The organism is Pseudomonas sp. RIT-562, assembly GCF_026241895.1.
Lineage (GTDB): Bacteria > Pseudomonadota > Gammaproteobacteria > Pseudomonadales > Pseudomonadaceae > Aquipseudomonas > Aquipseudomonas mandelii_F.
In genome coordinates, this window is the sequence record NZ_JAPJIV010000032.1 from 38,019 (window position 1) to 51,599 (window position 13,581).

Sequence of the window (13,581 nt, forward strand, 5' to 3'; positions counted from 1 at the left end):
GGAGGATGCTGGTGATTCAGAATTCGAAACTTGATGTTGTGGTTATCGGCGGTGGTCAATCCGCGCTGACAGTCGCCTATTTTTTGAAGCGGACAAGCTTGTCTTACGTGCTGCTCGATGCGGAGTCGGCACCAGGAGGAGCCTGGCGGCATGGCTGGGATTCGTTGCGACTCTTCTCTCCATCGGCATGGAGCTCGATTGCAGGCTGGCCGATGCCTGCCGTATCAGAAGAAACGCCTCACCGTGATGATGTTATCGACTATCTGACTCTGTACGAGCGTCGATATGACTTCCCCATCATGCGATCCACCAGGGTGACACGTGTCGAGAAAATCGAAGAAGGATTACGGGTTGTCTCCGGGGATAGAAACTGGGATGCCAAAGCGGTTATCAGTGCAACAGGCACCTGGAGCCGCCCATTTACCCCGAGCTATCCAGGACAGGAGTTGTTCGTAGGGCAGCAGCTTCATTCCGCTCATTACGTTGGGCCGGATGAGTTTGAGGGGAAAACCGTCCTTGTCGTGGGTGGTGGCAACTCGGGAGCCCAGATTTACGCCGAGGTTTCTAAAGTGGCTCAGGCAACCTGGGTAACTCAAGAGGCCCCAAAGTTTCTACCTGATGAGGTTGATGGGCGTGTCCTGTTCGAACGAGCTACTGCTCGATTCAAGGCGCAACAGGATGGCGTGGAGCCTGAAAAACCTGCTGGGGGGCTGGGCCACATCGTAATGGTGCCATCGGTGAAGGACGCTCGTGAACGCGGTGTATTGAGCGCAGTACGGCCATTCACGCACTTCACTTCAACAGGCGTTGTCTGGTCATCAGGAGACGAAACAGCGGTGGATGTCGTCATCTGGTGCACTGGGTTTTCTCCAGCGCTCGACCACCTGAACAGCCTGGGCATTGTAGGCCAGGATGGCAAAGTGGCTGTGAACGAAAACCAGAGTGTTGCTTCACCCAGTCTGTGGCTGGTGGGTTACGGCGATTGGACGGGGCTCGCCTCTGCGACATTGATCGGAGTAACCCGCACCGCTCGAGATGTAGTCAACCAAGTCCAAAGCTATCTCACTAGCGAATCCTGATGGCTCGCGACGCAAATCGAGTGTACCTACTGTGATGCGACTTCAAGCTCAGGAAAGAGGATAGGCTCCAGTGGCGGAGTTGCCTGGCACAGCCCGAGCCGCCAGTAGCCGACGTCGTGCCATTTCCCAAGCTTGAAGCCTACCTCCGGATATGTGCCGATATGGACGAATCCCAGCGACTCGTGCAGCCCCACACTGCCTTCATTGGGCTGTGCGATTCCGGCATAAGCTGCGCGAAAGCACTGTTTTTCAAGGATCGGAAGCAAGGTCTCATAGAGTTCACGGCCAACACCCTGACGGCGAGCCGATTCGGCTATGTACACCGTTACGTCAACGGCCCATCGGTATGCCGGACGTGCACGGTGCTGGCTGGCATAGGCGTAGCCCTTGATCTCCCCACCTTCTTCGGCCACCAGGTAGGGATATGTCTGAAGTGTCGTCGCTATTCGCTGAGCGATTTCCTCAGCGCTTGGCGGAATCTCTTCGAACGAGATCGCCGTTGTCGAAACGATGGGAGCGTAAATACGCTGGATAGCTTGTGCATCTGCAACAACTGCAGCGCGAATTGTGACTGGCATGTAAGTCGTCCATGAATAAGAATTTGAACATTACCTTTCCCGGATCAGTTTTCGCCATTAGCCCATTTGAAAAAAATGCGCAGTCTGAAATCTGAGTACCTCACATGGGGCTTCTCTTTCGTCTAGTTCTAGCTCAGACCGCAGAAGGCTAATCGCGAAACTCAGGTCGCAATGCATGTTCTCAGTTCTGCCCCCTTCGGCTCATCAAATCCATCGGCTGCATCAACAACTCAGCACACTGTAAGCGTGCGCTAAACAACCCGTCCTGACGGAATCGCTTAGCCGACCTCAAAACTCAATGCCGAGTAACCATCCGAGGAGACCTCCCGCCAGGACGACCAACCATGGAGGAACCTTCCAGAACATCAAAGCCACAAGCGCTATCAGCGCTAAGCCAAAGTCTGCAGGAATCAATATGGCGCTCGTCCAGACTGGGTTATACAAGGCCGCCAGGAGAAGACCCACAACTGCTGCGTTTACGCCTGAAAGTGCAGCTTGGGTGCGTAAGCTTTTCCGCAGTTGCTCCCAAAATGGCAGCACGCCGATTACAAGCAAGAACGAAGGAGCAAAAATAGCAATGACGCAGGCAGTAGCCCCGAGCCAACCAGAAGGTTGGGCACTCATGGACGCGCCAAGAAATGCTGCGAAGGTAAAAAGCGGGCCTGGTACGGCCTGTGCTAAACCATATCCGGCAAGAAACGTGTCATTGGCTACCCATCCGTTCGGTACGGTCGCCGACTGAAGCAACGGCAGCACAACATGCCCACCTCCGAAAACTAATGACCCAGCGCGGAAGAAGGCGTTTACCACAGCTAATGCTTGTGAGGGCCACAGCTGAACCAGCAATGGCAGACCAACTAACAAGCCGAAGAACACCAGCAAAGACACCACACCGACTTTCCTACTCACCGATACCGGCAAAGACTCCGTACCCTGGCTCTGATCGGTTCTGAAGAGGATCAATCCTATGATGGCGCCGAAGAAAATCACTCCGATCTGTCCCCAGGCATGTGGCCAAAGCAGTGCAGCATAAGCAGCAAACACGGCGACGGTTATTCGAGGAGCATCAGTGCAAAGACTACGGCCCATACCCCAGACGGCTTGAGCAACGACAGCCACCGCGACAATTTTAAGACCGTGCAAAAGACCGCTCGGAAACGCGCCTCCCCACGCGGACATACCCTGAGCGAATAAAACCAGGATTATTGCCGAAGGCAATGTGAAACCTGCCCACGCAGCGACTGCTCCAAGAAACCCGGCGCGAGATAGTCCTAAACCTATGCCAACCTGGCTACTGGCGGGCCCCGGCAAGAACTGGCATAGGGCAATCAAATCCCCATAACTGCGCTCGCTCAGCCATTGGCGTCGAGCAACGAATTCTTCGCGAAAGTAAGCTAGATGCGCAATCGGGCCTCCAAAAGAGGTGAGTCCTAGTCGCAGGAACACCAGAAAAACCGTCCAAGGGGAGTCAGTCTTGACCACCGTTGCACTACCTTCGGCTGACAATATTCACCCCTCCCAAAATGATTGCGGTACGAAACCAAATACTATGGAGCCAACTAAACATGGGCTAAACGATGGCCTTCCTTAGACATACGAGGCTAACCCTGCGAGTGAATGTGAACTTGGTTTCATAATGTACCAACCTAATCGAAAAGCCAGCTAGAGACCTAAGCGGGTCTCGCGAGATACTTAAGGCTATCCCCCCCGCGTCACTCGCAAACTTTGCTCAAAAACCTGCTCTTCAGCTAGCTCTCTTTCAGCATTCAATGCTCGTGGAGCTTGACACGGAGTCGCAATCAACGGCGGCTTCCATGTATACTAACCGTTCTGCATACCCTTTGAGCTACAGGAACATCAGCATGACTGTACTCCAAACGATCTACTGGCAGCCTACGCCGCCTTAGCGCTACGCCCCCTCGCAACACCTTGCTTCCGCTAGCTTCGCTCGCGGGTGCTCACTGCTGTACGCCCGGTTTTACACCTAAAGCACACAGCGAAAAAATCCTCAAAATTTGAATTTGTATCGATTCGCTCGCCGTCCGTTTGGCGTGCGCGATGCTTTGCCTTGGATATTTCTATGCTGCAAAAAATTAAACAAACGTGGTTTTCCAACGTTCGCGGAGACGTGCTCGCGGGAATCGTAGTCGCACTCGCGCTGATTCCGGAAGCTATTGCCTTTTCCATCATCGCCGGCGTCGACCCTAAGGTCGGCCTCTACGCATCCTTCTGTATCTGTGCCGTGATTGCCTTCATCGGCGGTCGCCCTGGCATGATCTCGGCGGCTACCGGTGCCATGGCACTGCTCATGGTTACCTTGGTAAAAGATCACGGGCTCCAGTATCTGCTGGCTGCAACCTTGCTCTGTGGGGTACTCCAGATCCTCGCGGGCTACCTGAAACTTGGCTCATTGATGCGCTTTGTCTCGCGCTCAGTGGTCACCGGGTTCGTGAATGCATTGGCGATTCTGATTTTCATGGCGCAGTTGCCTGAACTCACAAATGTCACCTGGCACGTCTACGCCATGACCGCAGCGGGTCTCGGAATCATCTACCTGTTTCCGTATGTGCCTAAGATCGGCAAGCTGATTCCCTCGCCGCTGGTGTGCATCCTGACCCTGACCGCTATCGCGATCTACCTGGGACTCGATATCCGCACCGTGGGCGACATGGGCCAACTGCCGGACACGCTGCCGATTTTCCTCTGGCCTGAAGTCCCGCTGAACTTTGAAACCCTGCGCATCATCTTCCCGTACTCAGCGGCTCTAGCAGTTGTAGGCCTGCTTGAGTCCATGATGACCGCGACCATTGTCGATGATCTGACCGATACCACCAGCAACAAAAACCGCGAATGTAAGGGCCAGGGCGTTGCAAACATCGCAGCCGGGATGCTCGGCGGCATGGCGGGCTGCGCCATGATTGGCCAGTCGATCATCAACGTGAAGTCCGGCGGTCGTACTCGCCTCTCAACTTTATGCGCGGGCATCTTCTTGCTGCTGATGGTCGTATTCCTGGGCGAATGGCTGTCCAAGATCCCGATGGCGGCGTTGGTTGCCGTGATGATCATGGTGTCCATCGGCACCTTCAGTTGGGATTCGCTGCGTAATCTGAAAGAGCACCCGCTGTCGACCAACCTTGTCATGGTCGCGACTGTTGTAGTCGTCGTGGCAACGCACAACTTGGCCTATGGCGTACTGGTAGGTGTGCTGCTGGCATCACTGTTCTTTGCGAACAAGGTCGGACACTATCTCGATATCAAGAGCAGTCTTGAAGAGGCTGAGTCTCATCGCACTTACCGCGTTGTGGGCCAGGTGTTCTTCAGCTCAGCCGATAAGTTCACCAATTTTTTCGACTTCAAAGAAGCTCTCAACAAAGTCACCATCGACCTTACCCAAGCCCATTTCTGGGATATCACTGCGGTTGCAGCTCTGGACAAGGTGGTCATCAAGTTCCGCCGTGAAGGTGCAGAGGTAGAGGTGCTGGGCCTGAATGAAGCCAGCGCCACTATCGTTGACCGCTTTGGCGTGCATGACAAACCTGACGCCATCGACAAGCTCATGAGCCACTAAGGAGATAAACAATGACCCACGTAATGGCATGCATTGATAACTCGCAATCCTCATTGGCGGTCTGCGACTACGCAGCATGGGCGGCGCAAACGTTAGATGCGCCTCTTACCTTGCTGCATGTATTGGATGAAGAGAAATACCCGGCTGCAGCAGATCTCAGCGGCAATATTGGCCTCGGGAGCCGAGAGCATCTGCTCGAAGAGCTGGCTACGTTGGATGCCCAGCGCGCCAGGCTTGCTTTGGAACAAGGACAGCACACGCTCGAGAAGGCCAGGGAGCGAACGGTCATCGCCGGTGCAGCTTTTCCTGAAATGAAGCAACGCCATGGCCATCTGGTAGAAAGCCTGAGCGAGCTTGAGAAAGAGATTCGACTGTTGGTCATTGGACGAGTGGGTGAAGACAGCACACGCGGTGCTCAATGCCTCGGCAGCCAAATTGAAGCTGTCGTACGCACAATTCACCGTCCAATTTTGATCACAGCCAGCAGCTATAAAAAGCCAGAAAAAGTAATGCTCGCATTTGACGGCAGCCCAACAGCGTACAAAACCGTTCAGATGCTTGCCGCCAGCCAGCTTTGCGAAGGGCTGCCAATTCATCTAGTTATGGTTGGAATAGACTCAGGAGATAATCGAGAGGCGCTCGATAAAGCCAGATGCATGCTTCTAACTTCAGGCTTTTTAGTCCATGCAGAGATCCGCCAAGGAGAGGTGGAGTTGGCACTTCACGCTTATCAGGCAGAGCACGCAATTGATCTTCTCGTAATGGGCGCTTATGGGCACTCGCGTATTAGACAATTTCTGGTAGGAAGCACCACTACTACGATGCTTCGAACGGCCACCATGCCTGTATTGCTGCTTCGCTGAAGTGTTGCTTCCGGGCACAGCATTTCCAAGACTCCAGAAATACTGTGCCCATCCCAAATGATGATTACCTGAAAAAGTCCCTGGCTGAGACCTCATGCAACTCATAACCGAAATTATTCACCCAGAGCTGAAATCTGTAAAAGGCAGAGTGTTCCGCCGTCATGCCGCACGCGGCATCGTGTTGCGGGACGAACAGATCCTGCTCTGTTCACTGAGCGCTATAACGACTTTAGCTTCCCTAGCGGCGGCCTTGATGCCGATGAGGACATTGTCACAGGCCTGAAGCGTGAGCTTGAGGAAGAGACGGGTGCCCGTGATATTAAGGTGCTCCAGCACTATGGCTATATCGAAGAGTACCGGCCCTATTGGAAGCCGCAATACGACCTGATGCACATGACTTCGCACTTTTATCTATGCGAAGTGGCCTCCCAGCTAGAGCCAGTCAGAATGGAAAGTCACGAAATAGCAAATGGAATGCGGCCTGTCTGGATCAACCTGCATGAGGCCATAACGCACAACGAAGCCGTGATGCAGCGTCAGGAGTCATCGATGGGGCAGTCAATTCAGCGAGAAACGTTCATGCTGAAAAAAGTCGCGTCCGAGTTGATGCCGCCAATCAGCCGTTGAGGGAGATATCTCAGCAGCTTATGGTGTAAAGCACGATGACCACACTTCGCGAGACGATGTTCCGGCCACAGGATTTCTGTCAGGGAGAAACTCCGTGGCCGGCTCGCTTACGCTTATTTAGAAACCGTGGCTCCGACAATGGCAGGCGCAGCGCTGCGGCGCAAAATCAGGACACCACCTATCGCAGCCCATGTCGAACCGATCAACACACCGACTTTTACCTCGTCAATCAGGTGAGCTGATCCAGCAAACGCCAGGTTGCCGATGAACAGGCTCATGGTGAAGCCGATGCTACACAAGAGCGCGACGCCGTAAAGCTGTGCCCAATTGCTGCCTTCTGGCAGTTTGGCCAAGCCCATACGAATGGCCAGAGCAGCCAATAGGAAGATGCCAATCTGCTTGCCCACCAAAAAGCCGAGCGCAACACCCAGCGGAAGCGGATCGACTAGGTTCTCCATGAAAATACCGGCCAGTGAAACGCCCGCATTGGCGAAGCCGAAAGTCGGCACCACAGCGAACGCTACCCACATGTGCAGCTTTTCCTCCAGGAACAGCAGTGGAGACCGGGCTTCCTCCTCAGACTTGCCCATTGGGACGCACAGCGCTACAGCGACACCCGCAAGGGTGGCACTGGCCCAAACTGACTAGCTTCTTCAAGGGGCGCAGCAAATGAGGACTTCATCGCCATGTATCTAGCGCTTCTAATAGCATCGGAGTGAACTGCTTAACAACGTGCTGGAACAATGGAGGCCTGTGGTTTTAATCTCGAAGACATTTCTACGGAGCTAGCTCAGATCGCACGCTTCTTAGTCATTGCAATCCCCATCCGCCCCAGTTTTTTAACGCCATACATGGCCTGATCCGCTGCTTTTAGCAACGCATCCAAGCTCTGCCCATGGAGAGGACAGATCGAAACTCCGATGCTACACGATAGTGGTACCTCGCCTATGGTCGTGACGACCGGTTGCGCGATAGCTTCTAGCACCCTCGTGGCCTTCATTTCTGCGCTTTCTGGGCTCCTAAGATCTGTGATCAAAGCCACGAATTCGTCTCCCCCGTAGCGTGCAACGGTGTCACACGAGCGCGTGGCCGCGAGCATACGGTCTGCAACCACTCGAAGAATCTCGTCGCCGACCTCATGGCCGTGCTTATCGTTAATTTCCTTGAAGTAATCCAAGTCAATTAATAGCACTGCAAACGGAACACCCTTCTCTTCCCAGTCGGCATAAACCTGATCAAAGCGTTCGGCGAAAAGGTAGCGATTCGGCAATTGAGTAAGCACGTCATGGGTTGCGAAATAGGCCGAGCGCTCATGCTCGACCTCAGCCCTTTCAATCGCCTGGAAATGCCGAATTAAAACAAGCGGCATCAGTACGATTGCACTTCCCAGAACCGCGAGGATAATCAATGTCTCCGCCGTTAAAACATCCTCTACACGCAACTGACGCTCAAACAGCAGTGTCATCGGTTGTGAAGTGGTTCTGATCTCAACTCGGCTGGCCAGGCGCGGCAAGAGCAGGCGATCCAGAAAACTTGCTTGCTGAGTCTGCGTGGAAAACACATCACTTTTAGACCCGGCTGCAGTTTTCAGGATAGCTCTTATGTGAACCAAGAAGTCTACGTTCGCGTTGTTCACGGCATCGAGCAGCGAGTTCGTCTTGACCAACAGCAAAGTCACCATCGTACTGCCGAAGAAATTGGGACGGATGTCCTGTCTTACCTGCTTTGGCCGACTGACTGACTGCATCAGTATGTAAGCATTGCCTCCCTCGTACATGGAGAACACCGGTGAAACAACAGGTTTCTGGCTGCTGTGGGTTCGTGCCAATGCGTAGGACAGGTAGGCCACGGTTTCCAGCCTTACTCCGTAGATTGAGCTGGATTCAGGGAGTAGCGGGTACATAAACAACACCGGCCACGTCTCATTGAGAAATACCTGAGGTTGGCTAGGCTGCTGAGTGAGGCTCGGGAAATCTTTCAGCTCAAAGTCAGGCCGCCATGTTCGCCGCAACAGTTCTTCAAAGGCGGCTTGCTCAGCTAGGGGAACAGCCCGCGCGGCCTCAAGCATGTAGATATGTGGGTATGCTGATAGGACGGCTGCCGCGTAACGGGCCGCAGCATCCGTGTCGCTCTGATCCACGGCCTGGAGGAATGCTGAAAAACCCGCAAGAACAGCTTCATTGGTATCAAGCTGATTTCGCACGATGCCGGAAATATTCTGCACGTATTCCGAGAATCGCTGTTCTCTGCGTTAAGTCTCGGACTTCAACAGCAGCCAAGCAGAAAAAGTAACCAGGCCAGCAGCAAAAAAAATAAAACTAACCAAAGAGCTGCGCCGCTTAGTCAACATCATCCTGATTTCCCAATGCGCAGAGCGTTAATCATCATCGTTCCGACTTTGTCAGCTTTCCTAGGGCCACTGAATTTGGGCTCTCAGCTGGACGTACACACCAGTAGCCAGAACCCATCTGCGGCAGGCTAAGGGCCCCCAGGTCGAGTTCTTTGGACTCCGTTCGGAAGCTTGTATCAATTTCGTTGAACTGGCTTGGATTGTTGCTGAGCAAGGACGGCGTTTACCAGCTCTAGGTTGAGACGTTGGCATTCGCCTTCAGCTTCTGACCGCGTCTGATACACAGCCTGGGGACGCGACTTCTCGTCATTATCGTAGATGTTGAAACCTATAGGCGCAGTTTCGCAGTAGAAGCGTGTTCCGTTGCGCACAGATCCCGTTTCGATAGGGATCGCAGGAATTACAACGAATCTGTTATTCATTTCCATGGCCTCGTGAATCACCCCATACCTATTAGCGGCTATGGGCCAGTACAGCAAGTGATCGTCGCCAGTTTCCGATGAGGAACACCGAGCGATTGGCGTCTAGACGCTTCGAATGCTCGATCTCACGAGTTTTTGAGCCTAGCCAGGCTGCTTGAAATCGTCCTCTTATTCGCCTCCTACTCATAGGTTTCCCAAATTTTCGAGGGCCTTCGAAGACCTTTGAAAGAAAACGCAAAGACTAGCCGCGCCTTCGTCGCGAAGAAGCGAGTTCTACATGACTTACAGGCAGCTCGGGCTGACACCCTTCCTGAGATAGTCGTCCTTTCAAAATTTTTAAGCAGAGACAAAAAAGAGGCAAAGAGGTGGAAGCAATCGATCCGATTTCTCTAACAAGTCATACCTCCGGAAAAAATAGCCAGGTAGATCTCTGCTGTTTTTTGTTTTCAAATATAAGAACTCCGTCGCGATTTTTTGAATTCAAGGGGGGCTCCTGAAATATATTTTCACGACACACGTTTCCCTGCTGGTGAAAGCAACCTCCGGCCAGCTGCCACTGACCTTCGAAAACGAGTCCGCAAGCCAAGATGAGACGGGGCAACCTCGATTTCTGATGGAGGGATTGAGGCCAATTAGCTCGTTTAGGTGGTTTTAGCGACTTATGAGCCTTCTTGGAATTGTCCGTGAGAAACGTTGCTGTGCGGCATCCAAACCCAATGCAAAGCCTGTCTTCTAAGCCACGGATGGCTAGTTTAAACATCGCCCTCGAGGCTCGGAAGTCGGCTTGACTGATGACCAGATGGAGCGAGTGCTGAAAAAGCAGTCATCGATGGAGCACTCTCATACACTCTTGCTCGGCGTTGTAAGAAGCACGGCCTTCGACGGTCTAAACACGCGGATACAGGGGGCGCTTACCTAGCGTAGCGAACTTTCTGACTGGCCAAATCCTGCGACTTCCTGCTGCGGCAGTGTCGCAACCGCTATGATTCAGGTCGTATTTGCAAGCGCCTCAATCTTACCGGTCAGTATAGTGAACTCCTTCACCACGCCGGAGTGCCTTCAATTGGACAATACCCGTAAGCGCTTGATTGATTCGGCGCTAAAGTTGTTTCTGTCACAAGGTATATACATTACTGGTGTGATGGCCATCGCGGCGATGGCGGGTGTTACCAAGATGACGCTCTACAGCCATTTCCCTTCCAAGGATGCGCTGATAGTGGCTTGCCTTGAGGAGCGTGACCGACGCTGGCGTGAAGAGGTAGCGCGCACCTTGGCGGAGCATCCTGACCCGGTCAGTGGCATGCTCGCTTTTTTCGATTTGTATCAACGCTTTCTTTTGCAAGATAGCGAGCGAGGGTGCCTGTTCGTTAACAGTGCGGCTGAATTCCCCCAGTTTAGCCACCCTGTGCATTTGGCAGTGAGCAGGCATAAGCAAGGGATACGTGACAATCTTACTGCCTTGGCCGTGAGCGCCGGTATAAGCGACCCTGACGTAGTTGCTGAGGGGCTGTTTATCTTGCTGGAGGGCAGTTTTGTCAGCGGCTCCATGGGGCATGACGTAAGGGTATTCGATACTGCCCGACACGTAGCCCATTGCTGGATCCGGAAGCAGGGCCAGCAGGAGCAGAGCGTATGACCCTAGGTTTATTGGCGGCCATTGCCGCAACATTTTCCTGGTCACTGCTCTACATCTTTCCGGGGCTGGTCGGCGATTACAGCCTTTTTGATCTGGCTGTGGTGAGCTATGCCTTTGCCGGTTTAGGTAGCTTGATAGTGCTGTTTGTTCACCGTAGCGAAGTACGGAAATTGCGATTGAGCGACTGGGCTTTCGCCGCACTGTTAGGCTTCTTGGGATACATCGGTTACTTCTTTCTGATTACCACTGCGGTGTCGGCCGCTGGCCCGGTGATCCCTCCAGTGATGATGGGGTCAGTACCGATAGTGCTCGCGATTGCTGGCAACATGCGAAGCGCCAGCGTGCCTTGGCGGGCCATTGCTGGGCCACTGTTGGTCGCGGCAGTCGGTATAAGTTTGGTTAACCTGAGCGTATTTAATTTTAGCAGCGCAACTGTAGTGCTCCCGACCGATTCGATTGTGCTTGGGCTGCTCGCATCGTTAATGGCAATTGGATTTTGGACTGGTTTTGGATTGTTAAATGAAAGCGCTTTGGCTCAGCGCCCAAGCATGTCCCCCATGTTGTGGTCAGCCATGCTGATCTTCATGTGCAGCGTCGAGATGCTGGCCTTCATACCCGTTGGTCTGCACTTGAACTTGTCCCACTTCGCTAGCCATCCGAGCGGGTTAGCAGGTACTGAGGCGCTAATAGTCTGTGGGTTGATTCAGGGGTTAGGGGCCACCCTTGCAGGTGCCTGGGCATGGTCAATTGCAACTCGGCGGCTACCTCTGGCTCTAAGCGGGCAGTTGATTGCCAGCGGAACCATTTATGCAACAACGATGGGCCTGCTAATAAACCAACGCTGGCCCTCTGCTATGGAAGCGCTTGGCACAGCGTTGCTATTCGTTGGAGTGGTGTGGGCTATTCACGCCTTTTATCGCAGGCAAACACTTCTCAAGACGCACGGCGGGGTAACTGACCTTAGCCAAAACTAAGGCACTGCGTCGTTATAGGCAATTCAGGTGTCCGCCTTGGATTGGTTTGGCATCACTGCCTGAGTGCCGGGGTCGGGGTCGGGGTCGGTGTCGGTGAGATGTGTTTGCCGAACGGTTGCGGCGAAGCGAGCTGCACCTCTTTTTGATACGGGCATAGTGAAAACCATCATCAGATTATCGCCTTGATAAGAGATCTTTAAGCTGAACCGCAATGGCTAAGCTCCTTCGCCGCGCTGATCGAGCAGGGTAGCTTCGCACGCTGCGGCGAATATCTCGACCTGACCCAGGCCGCTGTCAGTCAACATGCACAGAAGCTTGAGGAGCGGCTCGGCCTATTGCTGATACGCCGTCCTCGCCAGCTCGAACTGACGCCCGCCGGGCACGCGCTATTGGAATACTGCGAGGAATTTAACGCTGCCGATCAGCGTCTGAATAAGCGCCTACGGGCCAAAGCGTGCACGGTGTATTGCCTCAAAGGGAAGCTGACCGTTTTATGGACTTCATACGACAGAGCTTGGCCAGCGATAGACCGCAACTCATCGAATACACTCAGCAGAGCGCGGATGGCATAAAGACACTTGAGGGCCATGCCCGGCGAATTGATATTCAAATCAATGGTAAGCAGGCGGTGGTGGTAATGGCCCGCGATATAACCCAGCGAGTCGATGACGAACATCAATTGCGCATCGCGGCCGCCGCTTTTGAAACGCAGCAGGGCATGATCATCACCGACGAGTTGAACCGGATTCTGAGAGTCAATCAGGCCTTTAGTAACATCACCGGTTACAGCAGCGAGGAAGCAGTTGGACAGCGAACAAGCCTGTTCAGCTCTGGTCGCCAGAGTCTGGCGTTTTATCAAAACATGTGGCAACAGCTCAAGGCGGTAGATCACTGGCAAGGGGAAATTTGGAATCGACGTAAAAACGGACAGATTTTCCCACAATGGCTGTCGATCAGCGCGGTGCGAAATACTCAGGGCCAAGTTATCAATTACGTCGCATCGATTGACGATACCTCCGAGCGGAAGGCTGCCGAGGAGCGTATCCAGCGCCTTGCTTTTTTTGATGGACTAACCGACCTTCCCAATCGAAGCCTTCTCCTAGATCGCTTACAGCACGTGCTGGATGGTTGCGTAAGTAGCGGCGAATGTGCAGCTCTGATGTTTCTCGACCTCAACGGATTCAAGAACATCAACGATCTGCATGGGCATCATATCGGTGACAAAGTTTTGTGCCTGGCTGCTGCGCGGCTCAACGGCGTAGTGCGGGTCAGTAACACAGTGGCACGCCTTAGCGGCGATAAGTTCGTAGTGCTGCTTGAGCATCTCAACAAGCAACCAGAACAGGCCGCCCTGCAGGTCGAGCATGTCAACGCATCACTGCTAGCAACACTGGCCGAACCTTACCAAATTGACGGACTAGAGCTGCACAGCAGTGTGAGTATCGGCGTAACACTATTTAACGAGGAGTCTTGCTCAATAGATG

General features: G+C 53.5%; 9 protein-coding genes and 3 pseudogenes. 8 read left to right on the top strand and 4 right to left on the bottom strand.

The window, feature by feature from the left end; translation table 11 throughout:
* The first annotated feature begins 5 nt into the window (after window positions 1-5).
* Window positions 6-1,079, top strand: a complete 1,074-nt coding sequence (locus ORL50_RS27200; RefSeq protein WP_266019671.1) for an ArsO family NAD(P)H-dependent flavin-containing monooxygenase — start codon at window positions 6-8, stop codon at window positions 1,077-1,079.
* Between the two features lie 26 nt (window positions 1,080-1,105).
* On the opposite strand, the gene ORL50_RS27205 is transcribed toward ORL50_RS27200, so the two are convergent.
* Window positions 1,106-1,657: an arsinothricin resistance N-acetyltransferase ArsN1 family B gene (locus tag ORL50_RS27205; protein ID WP_266019673.1), complete on the bottom strand. Its 552-nt coding sequence runs from the start codon at window positions 1,655-1,657 to the stop codon at window positions 1,106-1,108.
* A 288-nt stretch (window positions 1,658-1,945) separates the two neighbouring features.
* Entirely contained in the window at window positions 1,946-3,139 is a 1,194-nt protein-coding gene (gene chrA, locus ORL50_RS27210; RefSeq protein ID WP_266019675.1) for a chromate efflux transporter, read from the bottom strand.
* Window positions 3,140-3,737: 598 nt separating this feature from the next.
* Between chrA and ORL50_RS27215 the strand changes: the two genes are divergently transcribed.
* From ORL50_RS27215 to ORL50_RS27225, 3 genes and pseudogenes are all read left to right on the top strand, one after another.
* On the top strand, window positions 3,738-5,225 hold the full coding sequence (locus tag ORL50_RS27215; RefSeq protein ID WP_266019678.1) for a SulP family inorganic anion transporter: 1,488 nt from the start codon (window positions 3,738-3,740) through the stop codon (window positions 5,223-5,225).
* Between the two features lie 11 nt (window positions 5,226-5,236).
* Window positions 5,237-6,088 carry a universal stress protein gene (locus ORL50_RS27220; protein WP_266019680.1) on the top strand — a complete coding sequence of 284 codons (852 nt, stop codon included), beginning with the start codon at window positions 5,237-5,239 and terminating at the stop codon, window positions 6,086-6,088.
* Window positions 6,089-6,182: 94 nt separating this feature from the next.
* Window positions 6,183-6,715 (top strand): annotated as a pseudogene (locus ORL50_RS27225) (NUDIX hydrolase).
* A 113-nt stretch (window positions 6,716-6,828) separates the two neighbouring features.
* On the opposite strand, the pseudogene ORL50_RS27230 reads toward ORL50_RS27225, so the two are convergent.
* Window positions 6,829-7,344: pseudogene (locus ORL50_RS27230) on the bottom strand (Na+/H+ antiporter NhaA); the annotation flags it as partial.
* A gap of 161 nt (window positions 7,345-7,505) precedes the next feature.
* Window positions 7,506-8,939, bottom strand: coding sequence for a GGDEF domain-containing protein (locus ORL50_RS27235; protein WP_323055281.1), 1,434 nt, complete (start codon window positions 8,937-8,939; stop codon window positions 7,506-7,508).
* A 1,611-nt stretch (window positions 8,940-10,550) separates the two neighbouring features.
* On the opposite strand from ORL50_RS27235, the gene ORL50_RS27240 reads away from it, so the two are divergent.
* From ORL50_RS27240 to ORL50_RS27255, 4 genes and pseudogenes are all read left to right on the top strand, one after another.
* Window positions 10,551-11,123: a TetR/AcrR family transcriptional regulator gene (locus ORL50_RS27240; RefSeq protein WP_266019682.1), complete on the top strand. Its 573-nt coding sequence runs from the start codon at window positions 10,551-10,553 to the stop codon at window positions 11,121-11,123.
* The gene (locus tag ORL50_RS27245) at window positions 11,120-12,097 is read left to right on the top strand and encodes a DMT family transporter (RefSeq protein ID WP_266019684.1); all 978 of its coding nucleotides are present in this window, start codon (window positions 11,120-11,122) and stop codon (window positions 12,095-12,097) included. Before ORL50_RS27240 ends, ORL50_RS27245 begins: the two co-directional genes overlap by 4 nt.
* Window positions 12,098-12,318: 221 nt before the next feature.
* A pseudogene (locus ORL50_RS29220) lies at window positions 12,319-12,669 on the top strand (LysR family transcriptional regulator); the annotation flags it as partial.
* Window positions 12,591-13,581, top strand: a 991-nt coding sequence (locus ORL50_RS27255; protein ID WP_266019686.1) for a sensor domain-containing diguanylate cyclase, incomplete at its 3' end; no start/stop codon positions are given. The pseudogene ORL50_RS29220 and the gene ORL50_RS27255, both read left to right, overlap by 79 nt.

Coding starts and splice junctions, on each gene's coding strand:
- ORL50_RS27215 (WP_266019678.1), top strand. CDS start 3,738: ATGCTGCAAAAAATTAAACAAACGTGGTTTTCCAACGTTCGCGGAGAC.
- ORL50_RS27220 (WP_266019680.1), top strand. CDS start 5,237: ATGACCCACGTAATGGCATGCATTGATAACTCGCAATCCTCATTGGCG.
- ORL50_RS27205 (WP_266019673.1), bottom strand. CDS start 1,657: ATGCCAGTCACAATTCGCGCTGCAGTTGTTGCAGATGCACAAGCTATC.
- ORL50_RS27245 (WP_266019684.1), top strand. CDS start 11,120: ATGACCCTAGGTTTATTGGCGGCCATTGCCGCAACATTTTCCTGGTCA.
- ORL50_RS27200 (WP_266019671.1), top strand. CDS start 6: ATGCTGGTGATTCAGAATTCGAAACTTGATGTTGTGGTTATCGGCGGT.